This is a genomic window from Clostridium sp. UBA7339 (assembly GCF_002470865.1).
In the GTDB taxonomy this organism is placed as follows: Bacteria; Bacillota; Clostridia; order Clostridiales; family Clostridiaceae; genus Clostridium_J; species Clostridium_J sulfidigenes.
On the sequence record NZ_DKPI01000006.1, the window covers coordinates 1,093,696 to 1,118,438 of the forward strand.

21 protein-coding genes and 1 riboswitch are annotated in these 24,743 nt (G+C 30.0%); of the genes, 3 read left to right on the forward strand and 18 right to left on the reverse strand.

Annotated features, from left to right (window positions below):
- Positions 1–13 precede the first annotated feature (13 nt).
- The 10 genes from B2S02_RS08505 to B2S02_RS08550 all read right to left on the reverse strand — a co-directional run bounded on the left by B2S02_RS08505 (position 14) and on the right by B2S02_RS08550 (position 11,819).
- On the reverse strand, positions 14–394 hold the full coding sequence (locus tag B2S02_RS08505) for a hotdog domain-containing protein (protein WP_035130526.1): 381 nt from the start codon (positions 392–394) through the stop codon (positions 14–16).
- 265 nt (positions 395–659) lie between these two features.
- Positions 660–831, reverse strand: a riboswitch (Lysine riboswitch).
- A gap of 155 nt (positions 832–986) precedes the next feature.
- On the reverse strand, positions 987–1,556 hold the full coding sequence (locus tag B2S02_RS08510) for a hypothetical protein (RefSeq protein ID WP_346920555.1): 570 nt from the start codon (positions 1,554–1,556) through the stop codon (positions 987–989).
- Positions 1,549–2,568 (reverse strand): cell wall-binding repeat-containing protein, encoded by a 1,020-nt coding sequence (locus tag B2S02_RS08515; RefSeq protein ID WP_346847176.1) that lies wholly within the window; start codon positions 2,566–2,568, stop codon positions 1,549–1,551. The genes B2S02_RS08510 and B2S02_RS08515 overlap by 8 nt, the downstream gene beginning before the upstream one ends.
- 182 nt (positions 2,569–2,750) lie before the next feature.
- Complete coding sequence (locus tag B2S02_RS08520) at positions 2,751–3,602, reverse strand: formate/nitrite transporter family protein (protein WP_346920556.1); 852 nt, start codon at positions 3,600–3,602, stop codon at positions 2,751–2,753.
- A 304-nt stretch (positions 3,603–3,906) separates the two neighbouring features.
- Positions 3,907–4,911 (reverse strand): hypothetical protein, encoded by a 1,005-nt coding sequence (locus B2S02_RS08525; RefSeq protein ID WP_346847174.1) that lies wholly within the window; start codon positions 4,909–4,911, stop codon positions 3,907–3,909.
- 320 nt (positions 4,912–5,231) lie between these two features.
- Positions 5,232–7,259 carry a urocanate hydratase gene (locus B2S02_RS08530; RefSeq protein WP_346847173.1) on the reverse strand — a complete coding sequence of 676 codons (2,028 nt, stop codon included), beginning with the start codon at positions 7,257–7,259 and terminating at the stop codon, positions 5,232–5,234.
- Between the two features lie 141 nt (positions 7,260–7,400).
- Entirely contained in the window at positions 7,401–9,386 is a 1,986-nt protein-coding gene (locus B2S02_RS08535; RefSeq protein WP_346878418.1) for an aminopeptidase, read from the reverse strand.
- Positions 9,387–9,536: 150 nt separating this feature from the next.
- On the reverse strand, positions 9,537–9,860 hold the full coding sequence (locus tag B2S02_RS08540) for a DUF2325 domain-containing protein (protein ID WP_346847171.1): 324 nt from the start codon (positions 9,858–9,860) through the stop codon (positions 9,537–9,539).
- A gap of 412 nt (positions 9,861–10,272) precedes the next feature.
- Positions 10,273–11,010: an alpha/beta hydrolase gene (locus B2S02_RS08545; RefSeq protein WP_346877688.1), complete on the reverse strand. Its 738-nt coding sequence runs from the start codon at positions 11,008–11,010 to the stop codon at positions 10,273–10,275.
- A gap of 5 nt (positions 11,011–11,015) precedes the next feature.
- Positions 11,016–11,819 carry an AraC family transcriptional regulator gene (locus tag B2S02_RS08550; RefSeq protein WP_346920557.1) on the reverse strand — a complete coding sequence of 268 codons (804 nt, stop codon included), beginning with the start codon at positions 11,817–11,819 and terminating at the stop codon, positions 11,016–11,018.
- A 180-nt stretch (positions 11,820–11,999) separates the two neighbouring features.
- Here B2S02_RS08550 and B2S02_RS08555 point away from each other — a divergent pair, with 180 nt between their 5' ends.
- The 3 genes from B2S02_RS08555 to B2S02_RS08565 all read left to right on the forward strand — a co-directional run bounded on the left by B2S02_RS08555 (position 12,000) and on the right by B2S02_RS08565 (position 14,995).
- Positions 12,000–13,094 (forward strand): FecCD family ABC transporter permease, encoded by a 1,095-nt coding sequence (locus tag B2S02_RS08555; protein ID WP_414632294.1) that lies wholly within the window; start codon positions 12,000–12,002, stop codon positions 13,092–13,094.
- A gap of 9 nt (positions 13,095–13,103) precedes the next feature.
- Complete coding sequence (locus tag B2S02_RS08560; RefSeq protein WP_346847429.1) at positions 13,104–13,877, forward strand: ABC transporter ATP-binding protein; 774 nt, start codon at positions 13,104–13,106, stop codon at positions 13,875–13,877.
- 74 nt (positions 13,878–13,951) lie between these two features.
- Entirely contained in the window at positions 13,952–14,995 is a 1,044-nt protein-coding gene (locus tag B2S02_RS08565) for an ABC transporter substrate-binding protein (RefSeq protein ID WP_346877685.1), read from the forward strand.
- 118 nt (positions 14,996–15,113) lie between these two features.
- On the opposite strand, the gene B2S02_RS08570 is transcribed toward B2S02_RS08565, so the two are convergent.
- The 8 genes from B2S02_RS08570 to B2S02_RS08605 form a co-directional block, all read right to left on the reverse strand.
- Complete coding sequence (locus B2S02_RS08570) at positions 15,114–16,169, reverse strand: spermidine/putrescine ABC transporter substrate-binding protein (RefSeq protein WP_346878415.1); 1,056 nt, start codon at positions 16,167–16,169, stop codon at positions 15,114–15,116.
- Between the two features lie 151 nt (positions 16,170–16,320).
- Entirely contained in the window at positions 16,321–16,854 is a 534-nt protein-coding gene (locus tag B2S02_RS08575) for an NUDIX hydrolase (protein WP_346878414.1), read from the reverse strand.
- 374 nt (positions 16,855–17,228) lie between these two features.
- Positions 17,229–18,038 (reverse strand): MerR family transcriptional regulator, encoded by an 810-nt coding sequence (locus B2S02_RS08580; RefSeq protein WP_346878413.1) that lies wholly within the window; start codon positions 18,036–18,038, stop codon positions 17,229–17,231.
- A 76-nt stretch (positions 18,039–18,114) separates the two neighbouring features.
- Complete coding sequence (locus tag B2S02_RS08585) at positions 18,115–19,773, reverse strand: hypothetical protein (protein ID WP_346877681.1); 1,659 nt, start codon at positions 19,771–19,773, stop codon at positions 18,115–18,117.
- A 2-nt stretch (positions 19,774–19,775) separates the two neighbouring features.
- A complete protein-coding gene (locus B2S02_RS08590; protein WP_346877680.1) occupies positions 19,776–20,561 on the reverse strand; it encodes an ABC transporter ATP-binding protein in 786 nt (261 codons plus the stop codon).
- A 361-nt stretch (positions 20,562–20,922) separates the two neighbouring features.
- Positions 20,923–21,423 carry a helix-turn-helix transcriptional regulator gene (locus tag B2S02_RS08595; RefSeq protein WP_312654316.1) on the reverse strand — a complete coding sequence of 167 codons (501 nt, stop codon included), beginning with the start codon at positions 21,421–21,423 and terminating at the stop codon, positions 20,923–20,925.
- A 481-nt stretch (positions 21,424–21,904) separates the two neighbouring features.
- Positions 21,905–23,878, reverse strand: coding sequence for an ABC transporter permease (locus tag B2S02_RS08600; RefSeq protein WP_346920558.1), 1,974 nt, complete (start codon positions 23,876–23,878; stop codon positions 21,905–21,907).
- The gene (locus B2S02_RS08605; RefSeq protein WP_346920559.1) at positions 23,871–24,638 is read right to left on the reverse strand and encodes an ABC transporter ATP-binding protein; all 768 of its coding nucleotides are present in this window, start codon (positions 24,636–24,638) and stop codon (positions 23,871–23,873) included. The genes B2S02_RS08600 and B2S02_RS08605 overlap by 8 nt, the downstream gene beginning before the upstream one ends.
- Positions 24,639–24,743: the final 105 nt, after the last annotated feature.

Consider the following 24,743-nt stretch of genomic DNA (forward strand, 5'->3'; position numbering starts at 1 on the left):
TATAGTTACTTAATTACTTTCTCTTCTTATCTTTTGGTACTACGCATATTCCAGTTGCTTTACAAACAACTATTGGCTCTTCTAAAACGTCACAAGCTGAATCGTTGATTTCAGGTCTTGGAACTATTACTTTTCTAGCTTCAAAAGTCATTTTTCTTGATGTATTTCCAACGTGTACGATTTCACCTACAGCTTCGATATAATCTCCAGCAAATACAGGTGCCATGAATTCTACGTTTTCATAAGCTTTGAATAGACCTTCGTCTCCATCATTTTGTATTAATAATTCTGTAGCTACATCTCCAAATAATTGTAGCATTCTTGCTCCATCAACAAGATTTCCACCGTAGTGTGCATCATGTGCGCTCATTCTTAATCTGATTACTGATTTCATTTTCTTTTCCCCCTATAAAATAATCGTTTACTTTTTATTTATGTATAACTTTTTAGTATAAACAGATTTCTTAGTTTCTTTGAAACTTAGAAATCGTTATCCAGGGACGTAGCATCTCTTTTACTCTCACTTTGAAAAAGTTCATAGTATTAGAGATGATAGTCATCGGATAAAAATATAGTAAATAAAAAATGGCGTTGAAAATATTCAACACCATTAGATAACTTGGTTAGTTAGAACTATCAATGCAATGAATATTTTTCATTCCATAAATAGCTCTCCATATAACATGGCAGTGATAAAACCTTGTGTCTTATCCCCAAGTAATACAAAATACCTTTGTACCCTTTCGGCCTATAAACAATTCACTGTAACATCAGAGGGTATTCTCTTTAACATTTATCAGTTACCAATTTATAAGCGCCTCTACTTATGATTCAATATTAAATTTTTAAACAATTCAATTTATTATTTATCATGTACCTATTATAAATCTAATATTTTAGAAATGCAATGGTTTTTTTAAAAAATTTTTAAATTAATATAAGTTTTTTGTAGATTTTGAATTTTACTTAACATTTCACCGTTTTTCTTATACTTTTTTCAGTATACTCATAGTAATTTGTCCACCTAATCGTTTCCATAAGTCATCTATACTAGGAAATGAAGATATAAGATTACAAATTGATTCCTTGTAATCTTCATCACTCCATCGATAACCACAGTTTATACAATTAATTATATATCTTCTAAAAAAACTTTTTAAACTATTTCTGAAACAAACAATTTTATATTCGTTATATTTATTACCTAGTATTAAGTATAATTTTCTTTGATGACTTAAATTTATAATTAAACTTAATGTTTTTTCATCATAATAATTAAAGTGAAAAGGATAGTACTTTTCTTTTATATCATCTTTCATTCTTATAATCAAGTGCCCTGAAATTACTTTATTACTTTTTACATAGGCGCTTTTGAAATTAAACTGCATAGAATTAGGCAAATATATAAAATCTTTAAAATCATCTTTAATTATTATACAAGTCAACTTTTTATTATGAACCTTTTGTTCTGTTAAAGCAGATACCCCCAAGGGTAGGTCTTTAAGCATATCTTCTATAGGTCTCACTTTAATTTCACCCACTTTTGAGCTATTCAATACTTAAAACCTTAAATTTCTCCTCATAATTTACTGCCTCTAAAACCTTATTAACTATGTTGTCGCTAACTACTCCAACTCCACCTAAAACCAATACTTGATCGGATTTTATTCCTTTTATTGCTGCTAAAACTTTAGGATAATAAGTTCCTGATTCCTCCATAAGAATTACTGGAGAAGAAGTTAATGCAGCTATTGGTGCTCCTACTAATCCATCTGGAAAATCTATTCCTGATGCTAAATAAATTTTGTTTAAATTAACATTTCCTTTAAAATAATTAAAAACTGCTGTATTAGTTTCATATCTATCAATTCCACTAATTCTTTCAGGACTTTTATAATTAGCCATATTAGAGTTTGATATCACACCATCCCCACCTATAACATAAGTTTTAGGTATGCTATTATTTTGAATGAACTTTTTATTATAACTGTTATATTCATTCACATCTGTTAGCAATATAGGCATTCCTAGTTTTGCCGCCACCGGAGCTATTGATAGAGAATCGGCAAAACTTACCCCTGAAGCCAAAACAACTCCATTAGATGTTCCAATATGCTCAGCTACTTTTACAGCTGTTTCATACCTATTGATACCACCTAATCTTTTAACATCAATGCCCATTCCCTTTAACTGGGATTGTACATTTTTAGATACAACTCCATCTCCACCAACTATGTAAGCTATAGAAGGCTTCAATCTATTTATCTCATTGGACACTACAGTAGATAATGCACTCTGTTCTGTTAGCAATATAGGAGCATTATACTTTTTAGCTAAAGGTGCCGCACTTAGTGCATCAGGATAATCCGTTCCACACACTAGTACTATGGTTTTACTTCCACTAGGCCATCCCTGTTTAGATGTTTCTACAGCAGTTTCATATCTAGTGCTCCCACCTAATCTTATTTTTACTGCATCTGCTTCTACTCTATTATTAATGCTAAAGGCTATTGCCCCCATTATACTTAAAGCTACAATTGAACTGATAACTTTTCCTTTCTTCTTCATATAACCCTCCCCATTAATTAATTTAGTATTTATCTTCATACTATCTATTTTATATTATGTGCTATAAATATAAAATAGATTTTTACAAATCAATAGAAATTTTTACAATTTTCCATAAAATCTTATAAAAAAAATCATGCTAAAACTTAATTCTAACACAATTTTCCATGAATTTATATATACTATGCTGATAATTTCTCTCTTATCTCAATATTCTTTTTATTACATTTTCTATATATGAACCAATAAACTAATCCAATACAAACTGCACCACCAATAATATTTCCTATGGTTACAGGAATTAGATTATTAAAAATTCCAACTATAGTTAAATTATCTAATTTTTCAACAGTTACATGAGATGCTTCAACAAAAGCTGAATTTGTTTTTGCAAGCAATCCTATAGAAAAGTAATACATATTAGCTACGCAGTGTTCAAAACCTGCTATAACAAAAGCAAATATCGGAAAGAAACCCATGAATATTTTTCCTGTTACATCTTTAGCTGCATAGGAACCCCATACACATACACATACTATGACATTACACAATATTCCACTTGAAATTGCAGGTACAAAACCCATACTGGCCTTAGCCGCTGCTACCTTTACAGCATAACCTCCAATGTTTCCCGTTGATAAAAGACCCGATTCAAAAACTAGTATTGCTACAAAAGCAGCTCCAATAAAGTTTCCTATCCAAACAAGTGCCCAATTTTTAAACATTTGACCTGTGGTTATCTTTTTTTCAGCCCAAGCTACACTTAATAATGAATTTCCTGTGAACAATTCTGCTCCACATATTAACACTAAAATTAATCCAACTGGAAATACTATACCTGCCACAAATTTCTGTAATCCAGGATCACTGATTCCATGTGATGCTACTGATGATGCATATGCCCCTAAAGCTATAAATACTCCTGCTAAAATACCTAAAAATAAAGTTTGTACACATTTATTATTAGCCTTTTTTACTCCAACCTGTTCTACATAATTAGTAATTTCATCAGGTGAAAGCATTTTTTTATCCATTAGAAGTTCCTCCAGTATTTCTACATTTTAATTTGTTTTTTTTACTTTCCACGTTAATTATATTGAACCCTACACAAGGTGTCAACAGATTTCCCCTTAATAAAACCTGGAAAAAATCCACCTCGGAAATTTATCTGTATATTTTAAATATTACAATAACTTTCATGAAATTTCATATATTATTACAGCTATATTTATATGCATGTTCACAATTTAGACATAAAAAAAGTGGCATGCGCCGCATTCCTAACGGTAAAACCTATAAAGCGTAAAAATCTATACTTTCCTATACAACAAAAAAATATTACCTAGTAAACCAGGTAATATTAAAAACTCCAATTTCATTCCATGATAAGTTTTCATTTATACTTTCGCTTTCAAAGGTATTTTTAAGCATGTTTTTAAGTTTCATAGAATTTTCATTGAGCTTTTTCTTCATTTCCTCATTTTCTTCTTCTATAAACTCTTCATCTTTTACTAAATAATTTCCTTCTTGGCTATATATAACCAGTTCATCACCCTCATATACTATGTCTCCATTTATTTCATAGGGCTTAACAGTCTTAAAAACATCCTTTATTTTACCATTCTCAATTTTTCCTCTATACAAATATTCACATTGAGTTAATTTTTCCTTATCAAAACTAAAGGTAATAAAAGCTATCTCATCCTTTTTAGGAGATACTTTTCCCTTTAATAAAACTTCTCCACTATCTTCCAAACTAATTATTTGTGCATTATTAAAGTATATATTAGTAACTCCATTACTAGCTCTACCATAAACTAGAGTATTACCTTCATTAAGAACATCTATTAAGATTCCTTCGCAGGAATTCAAAAGTTCTAAAGTGTCTGCATCATAAATTAGATATTTACTTGTGGTAGGATCTATATATAAATGAACTACTAATTTATTATTCATCCATGATATATTAGATATTTGATTTTCACCTATATCATTTATTTGTAATACTTTATATTCCTCATCTTTCATACTATATATATTTATTTTATCTTTCTCATCTAAATATTTAAAAGCTATATTACTCCAGTCATTACTTAAAGCAGAAAGTTCTTTCAGCCTATGCAAATCTCCTACCCCTTCTAAATATTCCTCATGCTCATCAAAAATATATATGTTGTTGTTTTTTTCTATTACAGCACTTGTATAATTGTTTATAATTGGATCTCTTTCTTCTTCAATATCGGATTTACATCCAACTAAAATAAAAAGGGTACTAATTAGTGTTATTGCTACGACAAATATTTTTATTTTATTAACTTTTCTAACTTTTTTTCTATAATTCAACACTACCCCTCCTTATCTACACATCAAATACCCTAACTATTATACTACTTGCAAATACTCTATTCAATATTATCTACTAATGTATATACATTGTTTAATCATTGTTTTTATTTCATTTAAATTTACTACATATATTAAAAAATCATCCCCATAAAAATATACGAAGCAACCTTCAACTTAGAACTTATTTTTTTTATATTTTTATTAATATATTTTATTTACAACTAAATACAAACTAAAAAAATAAAAAATCAGGTATATAGTCTTAATCTTTTAATACTATATACCCAATTAAATTATTCAATTATTTAAATTATGATTTATTTATTTAAAGCTTTTTCAATAACAGATTTTATTAATTCATCCTTCGGTATATATGGAAGAGTTATATGATCTGTTCCTTGGTTCTTCTCATTATATTCCATACTTGTTTCAATAGAATGTGGATTTCTTGCCCAAGCTCTTCTAGCAACTCCGCCCATAACATCCCATGCCATAGATGATTTTATAATATTATCAACTCTTTCGCTACCATCAAGAACTAATCCAAATCCTCCATTGATTGACTTACTTGTTCCAACTCCTCCACCATTGTGAAGAGCAATTAAGCTCATTCCTCTTGCTGCATTTCCTGCAAAGCATTGGATTGCCATTTCAGCCATCATGTTACTTCCATCTTTTATATTAGAAGTTTCTCTAAATGGAGAATCTGTACCACTTACATCATGGTGATCTCTTCCAAGCATGATTGGTCCAACTTCACCATTTCTTACAAGTTCATTAAACTTAAGAGCAATATCCATACGACCTTGTGCATCTTGATATAATATTCTAGCTTCTGTACCAACAACTAATTGGTTCTTTTCAGCATCTCTAATCCAAATGTAGTTATCTCTATCTTGTCCTCTTCTATTTGGATCAATACATTCCATTGCAGCATGGTCTGTTTTTATTAAATCTTCATGTTTATGACTTAAGCATACCCATCTAAATGGTCCATATCCATAGTCAAATAGCATTGGTCCCATGATATCTTCAACATAAGAAGGATAAATGAATCCATCCTTCTCATCTACACCATTTTTAGCTATGTCTTTTCCACCAGCATCATAGATTGCCTTCATAAATGAGTTACCATAATCAAAGAAGTAAACTCCCTTAGCAACTAACTTTTTAATTATGTCGTAGTGTTTTAATAAGGTCATATCTACAAGCTCTTTGAATTTTTCTCTATCTTCTTTTAATAATCTGGTTCTTTCTTCAAAAGAAATTCCTACTGGTGCATACCCACCATCATATGCAGCATGGCAAGAAGTTTGGTCTGATAATAAATCTATATGAATATCATTTTCTAAGATGTATTCAAGCAAATCTACGATATTTCCATGATATGCTATAGAGATAGACTCTTCATTTTTAGCCTTTTCCTTAGCAACTCTTATAACTTCTTCTAAATCACTTGATGCCATGGAAACCCAGCCTTGATCAAGTCTTGTTTTAATTCTTGAATAGTCAACCTCTGCTACAATTCCTACTCCATTAGCTATTTCTATAGCTTTAGGTTGAGCACCACTCATTCCGCCAAGACCAGAAGTTACAAATATCTTACCTCTTAAATCTCCATCATCAGCCACTCCAAGTTTTAATCTTCCTGCATTTACTATAGTGTTGAAGGTACCATGAACTATACCTTGAGGTCCTATATACATCCAACCACCAGCTGTCATCTGTCCATAGTTAGCTACTCCTAGTTGAGTTGCTAAATGGAAGTCTTCTGGATTATCAAACATACCAACCATTAGACCATTAGTAGTTATTACCCTTGGAGCAGTTTTAGAACTTCTAAATAATCCTAATGGATGACCACTCTCTACTACTAAAGTTTGTTCATCTGTCATATTTTCTAGGTATTTTTTAATAAGTCTATATTGCATCCAGTTTTGGCATACTTGTCCTGTTTCACCGTAAGTAACAAGTTCATAAGGATATAATGCCACATCAAAATCTAAGTTGTTATCTATCATTACTTGGAAGGCCTTACCTTCTGCGCAATTTCCTTTATATTCATCTATAGACTTACCACTTAATTTTCCTTCTGGTCTAAATCTATATCCATATATTCTTCCTCTTGTCAAAAGCTCTTCCATAAACTCTGGAGCTAATTTCTCGTGAAGATGTTCTGGAACATATCTTAAAGCATTTTTAAGAGCTAATTCAGTTTGTGCAGGTGTTAAGCTATAACCTCTGTCAGGAGCTCTTCTAATTCCTTCTTGAAACTTAGGCATTTCTGGTAATTCATCATCTAACTTTATTACCATCTTATTTTTAATATCAATGTTATTAATCATAATTTTCCTCCTATTTCTATAAAAAATATATCCGATGACTACCTGCTCTAATATTCCTATCTTTTTTAAAGTAGGAATAAAGAGCAGCTACGTCCCTGGATAACGATTTCTAAGCTTCGAAGAAGCTAAGAACTCTGTTTATTAAGCCTCTCCATTGAAAGGTTCATTTAATTCCTCAGTGCCCTTTAGAATAAATCTACCATTTTTAATTACTTCAATAACTTCCCCATCCTTTGTTATAGCATTTATAAACTCTAAGCTATCGTAAGGTATAGTTATATCTGTATGACATTGAGTATATGCACTCTCTATATCCGTTTTTCTAAGAATAGATTTTTCATTATCCTTAGCAATTATTTCTTTTCCATCAAAAGCATTATAAACTCTTTCATCTTCACTATAAGAATAACAAGTATCACCCACTGCAAAGTGTGGTCCCATCTTTTCTCCAATAAGGATAGGAAGTATAGGTACTATATTATGCTTCTGCGCTATAACATATGCTAAGGTGTTTGTACCTATTGCAAACTCACCAAGAGGTAAAGTTTTATTTGGGAACAACAGATTTTCCTCTACATACTTTTTATTTTTAGATTCTTCATCAAAATTAGAACAGTTATATTCAGCAATATATCCATCCTTAAATAAAAGTTCTAAGTTTATATATTTAAGGCCATCTAGGAAGATTTCTTCTAGATGTAGAAGTCCATTTGTTCCTTTTAACATTGGAGATGTAAATACCTCTCCAACCGGTATATTTACAGTGGCAATACAGTTTTCAAAGTTTGTTTCCTTTTCTGGATTGTTGATCTCCTGCATTTTAACCTTTATATCTGTTCTATTTCCATTGCAGCCCTTAACATGGATAAACTCACCCTTATCTAAAGCCCCAATAATATCATTTTGGATTCTTTCCCACTTGTCTGAATCAAGAGTATTTATCTTCATAGTATCAGCAAAGATTTCCTCAAAATTTTCTCCTATTTCTGGACTAGGGAAAGCTATAATAGTAAAGGTTGTTTCCTTAGATGGCATGTACTTATCTTGAATAGTTCTAAGTCTTACCGTTGCATTTTGGTAAACCTTACTTTGTTCTTCACTTAATTTTAAAGCTGTATTCTTGCTTTCAGGTGCAAACGGAACCTCTCCAAAGCTTTCAATAACTGCAATTCCTGAATACTTTCCTAAACCTTCTTTAAATCTTTCAAAGGTAGCTGTAAATCTTTCTTCTTTAACTTCTGCATAGTTTTTACTGAAGAATAAAGCATTATCAAATCTATGATCATAAGTAAACTGTTTATTTGCTTCAGTAGATTCTACCATTGCAAGGACAGGGGTTAAGTTGTATTTACCAAACTCCTTTATAACCTCTTTAACAATAGCCTCTTGACCAACAAAGTATATTAGTCTAACTGTAGACTTAATAGTGTAATCCTTCTTTTCTCTTATAAAGCTATCCATATATCCTTTAACCATGGTATATGCAATCTTGTTTACATCTTCATAGGTAGACAAAAATTTAGCTGTCTTTATTTCATTATCAGTTATATATTTTCCGTACTTAAATAAGTATCTTAAATCTTCTGCATTTGCTTCATCAACTATAGCTCTGTAATAACCCTTAGTATCTAAAGCTATATTATTAACCTTTTCCTCAGCTTCCATGTCTAAAATGCTAACTTCAAAATCCCTTATAAGCTCCATTAAACCATTAGCATTATCACCATTTTTAACTACGTAAGCATAGGCATCTGTAAATAGCTGTAGTAACTTTTCTATCTTCTCAGTCTTATGAGAAAATACTAAAGATATACATTCATTTAACCTATTATATAAATATGTAGCTATTTGGCCCATTTCTTTTCCTAGCTCTTTCACTGCATAGTCTGGGTTGCCGTAACTTGTTTTATAGTTGTCACCTAGTAGATCATTATAAATTTCATGATTTTCTTTTAAAAGTTCATCAAAGTCTTTCTTTTGAAAATACTCATCATTTAACTTTTCTTCTAAACTACATATTGAATATAGTTTTTCCCCCATTGTCTTAAAGAAAGTTAAATAATTTTTACCCTGAGTATTTATTAAATATATTTCTTTTACTCCATTAAGATTACATATGTTCCTCATTTCATCCCCCACCCTTCTAAAAATATCCATAACAAAAACGTATCATATTCAGAAAATTAATACAATACTTTAGGCAATTTTTGTTATCGGGGTAAAGTGCTAAAAGATTAAACTCTACCCCAAAAATGTTTCCTTAATTTAACTTTATATTTAATTACTATGTTTAGTGCAGTTTTCGCAATCCCCAGAACAATTTAAACAATGAGTTTCTAATATACTCTTTAAAGAGCTAGAGCTACTACTATGAGATTTTGCTATACTGATATTCTTTCTTGCTGCCTCTTGCATAGCTGCATTAACCATTTTATGAGATACTGTGTTAGTAAACATTACTAATAAATCTGGACATCCTATTTGAGATTTAAAGCGACCTGGCATTTGTGTAAACACCTTAGCCTTACAATTATATTTATCGCATATCTTTTTATATTCAGAAACCATCCTATCATGACCACCAATTATTACTATACTCATTTCTTTACCTCCTAAAATTTATATTATTTATATAAGTTCTTATGTATATATAGCTATGTACTTCTAGAATTTTAAAATATTAAGATGTTATAATAAGAAATTTTAAAATGTCTAAGTATTTTAATTTTGCATATTTATGATGTTAACTATTTACATACTTAAATAGTTATATAGTTAGCTTCGGCTTACCTACTACTAAAATAAAATTAGGTAAATACTTAACTACCTTTAAGAAAGTGAGTTAGCCATTGCTTACTTAACTGTAAAAAGATAAGTTAGCATCAACTAACTTATCTTTCAGATTACTACTAAAGCTATGTTGTGTCAATATAACTTTAGTATAAAGTTCTTATCCTAACATTATCAAGTTGCAATGAAATACAAAAATTCCTTCTTGTAATTATCAAACTAATTAATCTTTTCTCATTAAAAATTCCAAAGCAATTTTATTTCTATTTAATATATTTTCGTGGTGGTCATAATCATCCCAAACCATTTCTACATTTTCTTCTCCTATATGTTTCTTAAATATTCCATAGGACATACTAGAAAACTTAGGCATGTCCTTCTGAATTGTAGTCTTGCTATGTCCCTCCTTTCTTCCAGCAATAATAATAAGTCTAAAATCATCATTTACTAAAATTTCTTCCTGAATAAATTTAATCCATCCATCATACCATTGAGATGCACATATACTTGCTACCTTACTATAATTATCATTTTTGAAAACTGAATATAAAGAAATCAAAGCTCCAAGAGAATGTCCCATAATTTTTCTATCATTCTTATTACTGCTTACTCTAAACTCTTTTTCAATATAGGTTTGTAAATCGCTTATTAAAAATTCTAAGTATTCATCCCCCATGCCCTCAAATGGATGAAATCTTTCATGGTTAGATTCTGCTGCCCAAGGGGTATATTCATTTAATCTGTCAAAAGGTGTAATTCCAATTATTATATGTTCCTCTAAAGATTTATTTTCAAATTTATCTTCTATTTCATCAATTATTCCACCTAAAAACTTTCTAAATTTATCACCATCATGAACATAAACTACAGGATATTTTTTATCAGATATATCATACTCCCATGGTAAATACATGAAAATCTCTCTATCAAAAACTGTCCTCGTTAAAATTCTTCCTCGCATATCTTCTACCCTTTCTTTAACTTGCTTGGAGTAACTCCAAAATTTTTTTTAAATAACCTACTAAAATAGAATTCATCATTATAGCCAATCTTTTTTGAAACTTCCTTTACTGCAAAACCTTCATTTAATAACTTGAATGCAGCAGTCATTCTGCATTGGATTAAATAATCTATGGGACGAATATTTAAATACTTATTGAATAAGTATGATATTCTATTAGCTTTCTCTCCATATTTTTCTGAAAGCGTGCCTAATGTAATCTCTTCCATATAGTTTTGTGAAATAAATTCACTTACATCTATGGTAAAATCTTTTTCACTTAATCCCTTTTTGTAGTTATGATCAGTAAAGAGTTCTCTTAAAAATAATGAGGTTTGTATTTGAAGATTTACTTTCGATGTTAATTGTTGTTTTGAAGATATTTCTTTAAGCTCATACAAGGATTTCAATATCTCGTCATAATTTATTACGTCAAATTCGAAGGTTGAATTCATATAAGAATCAGGCTTAATACATTTATCTGCCATATAATAGATATTCATATATTCAAATTCTTCATCTACTAAAACCTTAAAGGATATGTTTTTATTTTTACATCCATGAATCACCTTTCCTCTTTCAGCAATATAGACCTCATTATCAAACTCTATTTGGGCTCTTCCTCTTATAGTAAAAATGAATGCTGAGAGATTAGTTGTATAACCATTTTTCGATGACATAGAATTCTTGATAAACCTTTCTATTCTAAAAACTTCAAAAGTATTTTTTCTAAATTCTTTTAATAAATCACCTTTATTAACATTTTTCAAGTAAATAGGCTCCTTTCAATACATATAACTTTAAATAATTGTCCATGTTTTTATTTTAGTATATTCTATTACGATTTTTTCTATATTATAATAGTTAATGAAATTGATAATTATTATCACTTAATTCTCTAGAATAAGTTTACCTCATTTTTAGTAGGAGTTCAAGAAAGGATGTTAAATGTGAAAGATATTTTAAATGCTTCTTATGAGAAAAACCAAAAGATAAAAAAATCCTTCAATTTATTTATCTTAGGCTTAATTATATTATTATTTATTTCTGTAATTTTATCAGTATCCTTTGGTTCACTTAGAATAAAACCTTCTGTATCCTATAGCATAATCTTAAATGAACTATTTGGATTATCCTTAGGTGATGCTGCCAAAGTAAGTAATATATCTACTTATAATGTTATTTGGTTAATTAGAATGCCTAGAGTTTTACTTGCAATTGTTGTTGGAGCTGGACTTGCTGTATGCGGAACAATAATGCAGGCAACTGTTCAAAACCCTCTAGCTGAGCCATATATTTTAGGAATTTCTTCTGGTGCATCACTAGGTGCAACCTTCTCTATAATGTTAGGATTGGGCTCATTTAGTCTCTTTTCCATAAGCAGTGTATCATTTTGGGCATTTTTAGGTGCTTTAAGTGCCTCTATCCTGGTATTGGTATTATCCTCAATGGGAAATAAAATGTCATCCTCCAAATTAGTCCTTTCGGGAACTGTAGTCAGTGCATTATGTACATCTTTATCTAATTTTATAATTTCTATTGCTAGTAATGCTGAAGGTATGCAAACGGTAAAATTCTGGACAATGGGTTCTTTGGCAACTGCTAAGTGGCAAAATATAGGTTTTGTAATTTTAGCTGTAACTATATGTTGTTTATTTTTCTTAACTCAAGGAAGAACTTTAAACTTAATGTTAATGGGTGATGAAGCCTCAATGACTTTAGGGCTTAATTTAAATTTATACAGAAAAATTTATATGATAATCACATCATTACTAACAGGTATTTTAGTAGCTAATTGCGGGATTATAGGCTTTGTAGGATTAATAATCCCCCATATTTCAAGATCTATAGTTGGGTCTGATCATAAAAGACTAATCCCAACTTCAATACTTTTAGGTTCTATATTCTTAATTTGGGCTGATGTTTTTGCTAGAATAATCATCCCTAATGCCGAATTATCCATTGGTATTATTACTGGTTTAGTTGGAGCACCATTCTTTGTTTACATTTTATTGAGAAAAGGCTTCGGATATGGAGATAAGTAGGTGATTATAATGGATTTGAAAATTAAAGAATTAAAGGTCAATTTATCGAAAAAAGAAATTGTAAAAGGAATTGATTTAGCAGTTACAAGTAATAAGTTCATAGGCTTAATAGGTCCAAATGGGAGTGGGAAATCAACATTATTGAAAGCTGTTTATGGTGTAATAAAGCCAACCTTTGGAGATGTTTTTATATCTGATAAGGATATAAAAAATTACAACAAAAAATCTCTTGCTAAAACTCTTGGAGTGGTTAGTCAATTTAATAACATTAACTTTGATTTTAAAGTTATAGATATAGTTCTAATGGGTAGGGCTCCTTATAAAGGTTTATTAGAGCAAGATAATAAAAATGATTATGATATGGCACTTAAAGCTTTATCTCAAGTTGGAATGATAGATTTTGCTCAAAAAAACTTCAGCCTATTATCTGGAGGTGAAAAGCAAAGGGTTATATTGGCTAGAGCAATAACTCAAAATCCTAAAATATTAATTTTAGATGAGCCCACTAATCATCTAGATATAAAGTATCAACTAGAAGTTATGTCAATAGTTAAAAATTTAAATATATGTGTTTTAGCTGCTTTGCATGATTTAACATTAGCTTCTCAATTTTGTGATGAACTTTATGTTTTGAAAGATGGAGTTATTGTGTATAACGGGATTCCAAATGAAGTTATAACAGAAAAAACAATTAAAGAAGTATATGATGTTGAATCTATTGTTCACATAAATCCAGCTACTAAAAAGCTTTCTATTGAATACTTACCACCATCATTACATTAAACAAAAACTATAACTAATTATTCTATTATATAAAAATTAAAACTTTTAATATGAAAATCGAGAGGAGAATTATCATGAATAAAAAAACTTTACTTTTACTTACATCATTAGCTCTATCTGCTGTAGTCTTTGTAGGCTGCAGTAATAAAACTGAAAATGTAGACTCACCATCAAAGCAAGAGCAAACTAGCACTTCTACAGCTGCATCAACTAATAAAACAACTTATCCAATAACCTTTGATGCTTTTGATTCTGAAGGAAATGTGTACAAACAGACTTTTAATGAAGCTCCAAAGAAAGTTATAACTAATAATCAAACTTCAACTGAACTACTTTTAACTTTAGGGTTAAAGGATTCTATAATTGGAACAGGTGACTTAGATACTCCTATGTTAGAAAATTTAAAAGCAGACTACGAATCTATACCTGCAATTGCTAACAAAGGTGATGTTGCTAAAGAAGTTGTTGTTGGCTCAGGTGCAGATTTAGTAATCGGAAGATCTGCTTCATTTAAAGATGATAGATATGGTTCAATACCAAGTTTAAATGAAGTTGGTATTAATACTTACGTTCAATTGGCAAGTAAAATGAATGCCCATATTTCTTTAGACACAATTATTCAAGATGTTAGGAACGTAGGTACTATGTTCGATGTTCAAGATAAAGGTAATAAATTAGCTGATTCACTTCAGAATTCATTTGATAACATTAAATCAAAAGTTCCAACCACTAGTGAAAGAAAAAAGGTTATGCTAATAGTTAATTATAATGGAGAATCCTTTACTGCTTATGGTGCTAATGCTTCATTACAAAAGGAAATGTTAAATGTGTTAAATTCGGATAACGTTATTGAAAAAGGGGGTTCTATATCATTAGAAAATATAATTTCTTCTAACCCTGACCATATTGTTTATGTAACAGCAAATAAAAATGCTTCAGTAGATGTTGATGCCGTAGATAGGCTATTAGCCGAACCTACACTTCAAAGTGTTGAAGCTATAAAGAATAAAAATATCGTTTCTGTTGAATACACTGAACTTATGGGATATGGCTACAGAACCTTCGATTGCTTAGAAAAATTAGCTAAAGACTTCTATCCCGATATTTTTAAAAACTAAAATGTAAAAATGCTTAGTGTTGACTCACTAAGCATTTTTATTATAGAATAAATAGGTTTGTATAAACACAAATTTATCTATTCTCTTTTTTATTATTATATAATACTATAGATGATTTCTAATTACTTGATTTTATGCGTATCCATGCATCATCATATACCTTTTTCACATCACTAGGAAAATCAACATAGATTTCACATCTATCCATTATTTCTTTAGTCATATATGCATTAGGATTATTTCTAACTTCCTCTGGTTGTTCAAGTCTTGCTTCTTTATTAGGAGTTGTATACCCTATTTCATCAGCTATTCTTAATGCACTTTCCTTATCACTTACAAAGTTTATGAACTTTTCAGCGCCATCAACATTTTTAGCATTATAAGGTATGCATAAACTATCAATCCAGAAGTTTGCCCCTTCCTTAGGTACTACATAAACTAAATTAGTGTATTCAGCTTGAAGATTTAATCCCTCTCCAGACCAAATCATGTTTATATCAGACTCTCCTGCTGGAATCATTACAGTTCCATTATCAATCCCATATATTGGATTAACTAATTTCCTTTGATTTAATAGTAGCTCTTTAGCTTCTTCAATTTCTTTTGGATCAGTTGAATTTAAAGAATATCCAAGTTTCTTTAAAGCCACTCCTATGGTGTCTCTATAGGTATCAAACATAAAAATCTTATCTTTATACTTTTCATCCCATAATATATCGAAGCTATCCACTTCTTCTTTTACTACATCTTTATTATAAATAAGTCCTACTGTTCCAAACATATAAGGAACTGAATATTTATTACCTGGATCTATTTCTAGATTTAAATAGGCTTCATCCATTTGAGATATATTAGGTATATTATCTTTATTTAATTCTTGAACAAACTTACTTTTTATCATTCTAGGCATTAAAACATCAGATACTAATATAACATCATAGTTCACACCGCCCTGACTAATTTTTTGATACATAGTTTCCATATCATCAAAGGTTTCTACATTAACCTTTATGCCATATTCATTCTCAAATTCTTTTACAGTTTCTTCATCTATATTTTCACCATAATTGAAAAAGCTTATTTCTTTAGAAGAATCTTTACTACAACCTGCAAAAACCACCAACATCATTAAAAGACATGTTGATAGGCTCAATAATTTAAATAATTTTTTCATACTACACTTCCTCCCACATGATTTTATATATTATTTAAATCCTAAATATTCTTTCGGATTATAACATTATTTTAAATATATGTCTAATTGTATAGTATTTATTATTTAATTCATCTAATAGCCCTAAGAAAAAATATTGGAATGTGCTAAGTTACAGAGTATACTTATTTTCATTGACAGTACCATATTTTTTTCGAGCATCAAAAAATAGTTGTATCAAACTCTGATAATATGGTATAAATTCACCACTATCTATCATTGAAAATATCTCTTCTTTAGACGCCCACTTCACTTTCTGAACTTCTTCATACTGCAATGATAGTTCATCGATATCAACATCTTGTTCAATTAAATAAATATCATCAAATCCATTGTTAAAGTTCATGGTAATATGAGGTCTAATATTTTTAAAATCTACTCTTAACCCAATTTCCTCAAACAATTCCCTTTCAGCTGCTGATTGGCTTGTATCACCTTTTATAGCACTTCCACCTACTGTTATATCCCACATATTTGACCAACCTTCTTTGAAAGGTTGTCTCTGTTGAATTAGCATCTCACCATCTGAATTAAAAACACATACATGCACAACTAAATGATAATTATTTTTTTCAATAGGTTCACCTCGAACCATAGTTTCATTTGTTTTATTTCGATTAATATCATATACATCCCAAAGTTCCATATTCATACCTCCCATAATATATATTATTATATCTACTGATAAGTTTATTATATCTCATTACTTATGTTACAGTATTTTCACGTATAATAACAGCCCTAGTTAAGTCATATCAATGCCTAAGGCTAGAAATTGTACTTGGTCTTAAAGGAAACTCGACTCACTTCGTTCGCTGAGTAAGTTCGCCTAACTAAATCAAAGATTTGGAGGCTTACTTATGATACGATTCACTGTAATTGGCATAACGTAGACTTTTTAGTCAAAAACAATTTATATCCACAAATTATTAAAGGCTTCTAAATTTTTTCTAATTTAAATAAAGTGGCTGCACATAATGATAACTAAATCATCATGTACAGCCATTTTTTTAAGCTTCTTTATTTTTTTACTGGTATCTGTATTTCACTCAAATAATCCTCTTTATTCCCTTCATTCCAAGGTCCTTTTATAGCAACTTGGCGTGGATTTCCAACTATACTATATCCATTTTCCTCAATCCAATTTCCTAAAAAGTTGTATGCTGGTGCTAAATTAGAATAATCTCCTGGAACTAATATACTAACAGCTTTCTCCACTACTTCAGTTTCCTTGAATATAAACTCATTTTCATTCTCAATAAGCTTGTCAACGCCCATTACTACCTCTACATCAACTTCACCTTCTTTATAGTCCTCATCGTGATAAGTAGCATAAGCAATGTCGTTGCAATGAATGTTTTTTGATACAATGTATTTATCTAACCTTTCCCAAAGCATGCCTTCTGCATTATAAGCTGGTATAGTATCCCTCAAAGAAATAACCTTGTAACTAGGTATTGATTTTAATGTAACATTGTAACTCATATTAACCCTCTCCTTTTTCATATCCTTAATGGCGAAGTTGATTTTTTCAAGTCTTATTTCCTCAGCTCTTATATTATCCTTAATTTCTTCACCTTTCACTTTTAAAATATCTTCTAGCTTTTCCTCAGACTTTTCCTTCATACATACTGCTATATCAGCCACATTAAAACCCATATCTCTCAATGATACTATTAGGTTAATATCTGAAATCTGTTTTGCCGAATAATATCTATAACCTGTGAAGTCATCAATTTTAGAAGGCTTAAAAAGTCCAACTTCATCATAATATCTGAGCATACGGACAGATACCCTGGTCAACTTAGAAAAATCTCCAATCTTGAACATAAAATCAACTCCTATAAATTACTGCCATTCGAATGACATCTTTAGAATAATGCCTAACACCATGTGAGAGTCAATATTATATCCCTATATCTTTCCAACTTATTTTAAAGCTGATTTTCCAAATAATTATATTAATTACAAAAAGAGTTGCTATAAATGCTCCTATAAAGGTAATATTATTTCTAATTATTATGTGTATTGCAGCAAATATCCCAATAAGCACAAATGTAATCGCCCCTGGGCCTATAAGCTTACCACTATCAGTTGAAGCAAATTTCACACTAAAAGGCATCATCTTATTTGATAGTTTAAAATAAACTAATGATGATATTAAAAGGACTAAAAACATTACAATTAAGTCTAAGATTATTGATGGTCCCTTTAATATTAAAAACACTATAGCCGTAAATAAATAAACTGGTATAACTAATTTAAATAAGGTTCCTTTTATTGCTCCTTTTAATATTACTCCTGGATCTTTTATTGGTAATACCTTATATATAAATGCACCTTTATAATTATCACTATTGTTTATATAAGCAGTGCAGAAGCATAGCATTAATACAGTTAAATACATTAATAAATGTACTTTTCCACCATAGCTTGTTTGAATAGTTTCAATAAAGGATTTATCTCTATCTGTAAAAATAAATAAAACTGGCATAAATACAGCCATTGAAAGAGAAGGATATACCTTAAGTTTAAAGTTTCTTTCTGTAGATATCATATTTTTAGTAAATGTAAACATGCTTTTTTCAACTTTATCTTTGCAAATTATTCCCGCTATAAAATCTTTTCTTATTTTATCTCCACCTCTTATAGCTCCCCCATTATCATTTAGTTTTTGAAGGTTCTTTTCAAAATATGGTACTACCTTCTTAACATAAAGGATAATTAGTATTACTGGAGCTAATATTGCCATTACAGATAAAAATATTAAAAAAGGATTTCTATTTCCATCTATTAATATTCCAAAAGGAGCTGCAAACCACATAGATGGAACTAAACTATGCCAAAGCTTAGGTACATAGATAGCCGTAATATCTATAGTAGTAAAAAATCTATTAAATAACTGATACCCAAAAGTAAATAAAAATGCTAATAATATTTGAAAGTAATTTATAATATCCTTTAGCTTTTCTCCATCAAAGAACTTTAAAACTAAAGTATATAAAAATGCTGTTATTACTACAACTAATAAAGCTATTAGTATATTTTCCAAAAAAAATACTGGTAAAAATATCACTCCATATTTTACTGTTCCAAAAATTAAAGGCATTAAATTAAGAGACAAAGATATACCAAGTAGATACATACATATATGAGTAAGCTTTGCCGCATTAAAGGTTCTACTATTTACAGGCTTTGGTAATAGTATGTTTTTTTCCTTTACATCTAATAAAACAGCTGAAAAATCTGATATCATAAGTGATACCATCATAAATAGATTTACACCTATAATAATATTTATATTTTTTAAAGCTGGCATATCAGCTAACATTAACATTCCAATAAAAATGCTTAAAAATCCGTTAAAAAGAAGTAGTTGCTTATAATTATTCTTATCTTTATTTTCGGAAGACTTATTATTATTTGTCAAAACAGTACTTACTCTGCGTCCATCCATAGTTAATTTTATTTGCAAAATCATTCGCATAATATCATAATTAACACCAGCTTTTTTATACAGGGCTTTAAATTTATCTAATAGTCTTAATATGGTAAATTCATTCATAGCTATACCTCTTGAACTAAAGACACAAACTCTTTAGCAATTTGTCCATGTTCATTAAATCCTGTTAATTCATTGAATACTTCTTCTAAAGAGCTTTCCTTTTCACTATTTTTAAGCTCCTCAAAACTTCCATCTGCAGCTATTGTTCCATTATCAATAAGTACAATTCTATCACTTACCTTCTCCACAACATCCATTATGTGTGAAGAATAAAATATAGTTTTTCCTTCCTTTGCAAGACTACTCATAACTTCTTTAAATATCATTACACTATTAGCATCTAGTCCACTTAAAGGCTCATCAAAAAATAATATATCTGGATTATGAATTAAACTACATATTATTAGTAGCTTTTGCTTCATTCCTTTTGAATATGAAGATATTCTTGAGTTTATAGCTCCTTCAATTGTAAATAACTTCATAAGCTTTTTTGCTTTTTTAATAAGGGTATCTTGATCTATGCCATATACTCCACCTAAAAAGCTTATATATTCAAATGCAGTTAAATTTTCATATATATCAGCAAGCTCTGGAACATATCCAATTTTCTTCTTGTACTCTACACTTCCATTACTTATATCTTGTCCTAATATTTTTACCTGTCCTGTATATCCTTCTATTATACCAAGCATTATTTTTATAGTTGTACTCTTACCAGCACCATTAGTTCCTATATATCCTATTATTTGTCCTCTCTGTATCTCTAAATTTATTCCATTTAAGACACGTTTATCTCCAAAGTTCATTTTAAGATCTTTAATTGATATTATACTCTCTAAATTCTCCATAAGCTTTTCCACCTCAAAACACAACATGTGCAAAATTAATATTTTGTTTAGGCATCTGAAAATAAATAATAAGTCAAAGATGGGAAGTATATTTTGAGTTAGACAAGGAAACAGGTTCCGCAGATAGTAGCACTATCTAAGGGTTCTGTTGACGCAGTATAACACAAAATAGACGAACATTCTGACTTATTTATTTTTTGAAGATGACTTGTAACTTATACACTAATATAGTACCAAATAAATGAGTTATTGTAAAATAAAGGTTTATTCATGGAAGATAAGGTAGACTTATTTTAAAGCCTACCTGTCAAAACTTTATTTTCTCAAACCTTTAACTTCTTATATATTATTTTAAATACGATTATCTCTTATCTTTATTTGAATTTCTTATTGAGTACTTTACCCATACATTAAATATAAGAAGTATTCCTATAACAAGACAACCTGCACTGATAGCTTTAATAAATCCAGCAAAAAATTGTTCATAAGCTTTTATACCTGGTTTATATATTCCAGAATAAATTACTGTAATAAATGATATCAATAATGCACATAATCCCCCAACTAATGATTCATTTCTTTTTAGCTTTTGAATTTCACTAAGTAATAAAATTGTATTTTTATTATTTTCCACCTCTTCATTTTCCTGTTCAATAAATTCACCCTTTAGCAATTCATTAACTGAAACCTCCAACACTTTACTTATTTCTTCAAATAATGAACTATCGGGCATACACTTACCACATTCCCACTTTGAAACTGCTTTATCAGTTACATTCAGATATTCTCCAAACTCTGCTTGAGTCATTTTTTTATTTTTTCTAGCTTCTGTTATAAATCGTCCAATTTTTTGTGTATCCATAATAACACCTCCCTTTAATAATATGATAATCCAAAAGCTACTATATTCAAACCCACCAAAGGTAGAGTATATAGAATATAAGTAGAATATAGTAATTTCACTATTTATTACTGTTTGTAATATCATTTTTATATGGTGAATTTGATTACTTAACACATTTTAACTTTACATATCAACTCTTTACTCACTTATTTGTGATACAGTTCTCCGTATCAGTTGCAGATGATAATACTTTTAGTACATCCGTTAGTAGTATTACGAAAAATCGCATAATTCACTTTCTTGAATTACGCGATTTTTAACTTAAAATTATTTAATTGAAGTTTATTTTTTGAGTATCTACTTTAATACTTATAACTTTGGTTCTGTATGCCAAATCCTTCATAGTTATTAATTCTTGACTTTTTTAGCTGCATCTAATATTTCCCCACTTAACTTCCTATTATAATATATCTAATAAGCAAGTTAACTAAAAATCAAATCAGCTGACAATTTTATAATAAACTCGTGAAGTGAGAAAATAAACAATAGCATAGAAAATAGCAAAGACAAAAATTGTTCCTGCTGTGCAGATTGCAAACAATGTAACATTAGTAAGATTTAATACTGCAAGAAGCTTCACGATAACCTTGAAGGCAAAGGCAATATGAATAATTGCTGTTACAACTGGCAGGAAGAACACCATAAGCACTTGGTTACCAATTGATTTTTTAATCTCTTCTTTGCTCATGCCAACCTTCTTCATAATTTCAAAGCGCTCCTTATCATCATAGCCTTCTGAAATCTGCTTGTAGTATATAATAAGCACCGTAGCCATAATAAATAGTGCTCCAAGGAATATCCCCAAGAAGAAAAGTCCTCCGTATAGAGAAAAGAAGGATTCTCTGGATTCTTCCAAGCCTTCACAACGTGCATCAATAGATAATTGCTTTATTTTGCTATTAATTTCATTAGTTAAAGCAATTTCATTTTCCGCATTATCATCAGTATCAAAGGAAAAGTAATAAGATAAATCCTCCATTTTGCCATCATCCTGAGTGCTAGAAGCATATATTTTTTCAATTGTCTTTTCATCAGGTACGATAATAAAGTGACCATTAGTAACTACTGCGGAGGCTATTCCATCCACTGTCATGCTATTTATACGTTCTTTTATTTTAAACTCATTGCCTAAAATATTAATGCTGTCTTCGGCTATTTCTCCTCTATAAGTAAAGAGCAGCACTTCATTTTCCTTTAAAGTAATAGATTTATTTTCCAAGTCATTATATTCACTTAGTGGTACAAACTCTATGAAGCCTAAATTGTTTGCGTCCAAATCACTGCCATTATCTGTGAAATAATTCTTATCTTGTATCATAGCTAGAGATGAAGATCGGTATTTAACTATATTTTTCAAAGTAATATTATCTTTGTCTGATTGCTCTTTTATAATATTATTAATCATTTCTGCCTTTTCTTTTGATATATTTTTTGCGCTTATTGAAATATCTCTTGGATATCTTGTTCTAAGCACATCCTCCATACCAATATACAGCGACACTGTTGTAGATAACATCACTAAAACAGTAGTTGAAAGAATACAAATGTTAGCGAGCCCTACTGCATTCTGTTTCATACGATAAATCATTCCAGACACATTTATAAAATGATTGGTCTTATAATAAAACTTCTTATTTTTTCTAAGGATTTTTAAAAGGGCAATACTTCCTGCAGTAAATAAAGCCCAAGTTCCTATCATAACAAGAATTGCTGCCAGAAAGAACATATTAAGTGCAGCTAGAGGTGATTCTGTAGTTAAGGCAATATAGTAGCCTGCTCCAAGGCTGAGAATTCCAATTAAAGTAAGAATCCACTTTGTTTTTGGCTCCTTTTCACCAACTTGACCACCCTTAAGAAGCTCAACAGGTTTTGCAAGATGAATTTGCCTCATATTATTTATAAGAGTTAAAACAAAAATAAAGCCAAAGAGAATAACTGTTTTAACTATGGAGTTAGTTGATATAACAAATCCCATTGTAACCTTAAAGTTTAAAATCTTAAGAAGTATTAAAAACATAAGCTTGCTTACTGCAATTCCAGATATCAGTCCCAATATCATGCTTATAATTGCCACGAAAAGGGTTTCCCAAAGCAACAATTTAGCAATATGCTTTTTCTCCATACCCAAAATATTATATAAACCCAGCTCTTTTTTACGCCTCTTTATAAGAAAGCTGTTAGTATAAAAAAGAAAAACCACTGAGAAAAAACCAATAACATAAGTACCTAAATTGAGTATTATTTTAAGTTCCCTTCCCCCAGACATACTGTTTAGTCCATCATTTACTGATATAAAATGCATAATATAAAACATAGCAATAGTGCTTATACAAGTTAGTATATATGGAAAATATGTCTTTCCATTCTTTTTAATGTTATTTACAGCCAGCTTTTGATAGAACATCTTACTCATTTTTTACACCGCCTGTAGCAATTATAGTAAGTGTATCGGAAATTTTTTGATACATTTCTTCTTGTGACATGGAAGCTCTATATAGCTGATGAAACACCTCTCCATCCTTTATAAAAAGCACGCGACTTGCATGGCTGGCTGCTTTAGTACTGTGAGTAACCATTATTATGGTTTCTCCTTCTTTATTAATATCATTAAACAGGTGAAGAAGCTCATCACTTGAATGAGAATCCAATGCTCCAGTAGGCTCGTCTGCAAGAATAAGCTGAGGATTAGTAATTAATGCCCTAGCAACGGCAGCTCTCTGCTTTTGACCTCCTGAAACCTCGTAAGGATATTTTTGCAAAATATCATCTATTCCAAGTTTCTTTGCAATAGGTTTTAAACGATTATTCATTTCATTAAAGGACTTACCAGATAAAACAAGGGGCAAAAATATATTATCCTGCAAAGAAAAGGTATCAAGAAGATTAAAGTCTTGAAATACAAAGCCTAAATTATCACGACGAAACTTAGAAATTTCCTTTTCCTTAAGATTCATACTGCTTATACCGCTCAGCACCACCTCGCCGCTTGAGGGCTTATCTAGTGCTGCAATAATATTTAAAAGGGTAGTCTTACCTGACCCAGACTCCCCCATGATAGCTAAGTACTCACCCTTCTCAACTGAAAAGGATACATCAGATAAAGCCTGAACATGGTTTGTACCAAAACGGCTGGTATATATTTTTTTAAGTTTTTTTACTTCTAATATTGACATAATTTTCTCCTTTCACTCGAAACACTGAATAGCCTGCCTTACTCGTTCCCTTTTAGGAACTTGTTAATTTAGGGCACCCATCAAAGTTTATTTAGTACTGTTATA

What these genes read in the sequence shown, in the direction of transcription:
- B2S02_RS08505 (WP_035130526.1), bottom strand. Translation starts at nt 394, where the DNA reads ATGAAATCAGTAATCAGATTAAGAATGAGCGCACATGATGCACACTAC.
- B2S02_RS08515 (WP_346847176.1), bottom strand. Translation starts at nt 2,568, where the DNA reads ATGAAGAAGAAAGGAAAAGTTATCAGTTCAATTGTAGCTTTAAGTATA.
- B2S02_RS08520 (WP_346920556.1), bottom strand. Translation starts at nt 3,602, where the DNA reads ATGGATAAAAAAATGCTTTCACCTGATGAAATTACTAATTATGTAGAA.
- B2S02_RS08530 (WP_346847173.1), bottom strand. Translation starts at nt 7,259, where the DNA reads ATGATTAATAACATTGATATTAAAAATAAGATGGTAATAAAGTTAGAT.
- B2S02_RS08535 (WP_346878418.1), bottom strand. Translation starts at nt 9,386, where the DNA reads ATGAGGAACATATGTAATCTTAATGGAGTAAAAGAAATATATTTAATA.
- B2S02_RS08540 (WP_346847171.1), bottom strand. Translation starts at nt 9,860, where the DNA reads ATGAGTATAGTAATAATTGGTGGTCATGATAGGATGGTTTCTGAATAT.
- B2S02_RS08545 (WP_346877688.1), bottom strand. Translation starts at nt 11,010, where the DNA reads ATGCGAGGAAGAATTTTAACGAGGACAGTTTTTGATAGAGAGATTTTC.
- B2S02_RS08560 (WP_346847429.1), top strand. Translation starts at nt 13,104, where the DNA reads ATGGATTTGAAAATTAAAGAATTAAAGGTCAATTTATCGAAAAAAGAA.
- B2S02_RS08565 (WP_346877685.1), top strand. Translation starts at nt 13,952, where the DNA reads ATGAATAAAAAAACTTTACTTTTACTTACATCATTAGCTCTATCTGCT.
- B2S02_RS08570 (WP_346878415.1), bottom strand. Translation starts at nt 16,169, where the DNA reads ATGAAAAAATTATTTAAATTATTGAGCCTATCAACATGTCTTTTAATG.
- B2S02_RS08575 (WP_346878414.1), bottom strand. Translation starts at nt 16,854, where the DNA reads ATGGAACTTTGGGATGTATATGATATTAATCGAAATAAAACAAATGAA.
- B2S02_RS08580 (WP_346878413.1), bottom strand. Translation starts at nt 18,038, where the DNA reads ATGTTCAAGATTGGAGATTTTTCTAAGTTGACCAGGGTATCTGTCCGT.
- B2S02_RS08585 (WP_346877681.1), bottom strand. Translation starts at nt 19,773, where the DNA reads ATGAATGAATTTACCATATTAAGACTATTAGATAAATTTAAAGCCCTG.
- B2S02_RS08590 (WP_346877680.1), bottom strand. Translation starts at nt 20,561, where the DNA reads ATGGAGAATTTAGAGAGTATAATATCAATTAAAGATCTTAAAATGAAC.
- B2S02_RS08595 (WP_312654316.1), bottom strand. Translation starts at nt 21,423, where the DNA reads ATGGATACACAAAAAATTGGACGATTTATAACAGAAGCTAGAAAAAAT.
- B2S02_RS08600 (WP_346920558.1), bottom strand. Translation starts at nt 23,878, where the DNA reads ATGAGTAAGATGTTCTATCAAAAGCTGGCTGTAAATAACATTAAAAAG.
- B2S02_RS08605 (WP_346920559.1), bottom strand. Translation starts at nt 24,638, where the DNA reads ATGTCAATATTAGAAGTAAAAAAACTTAAAAAAATATATACCAGCCGT.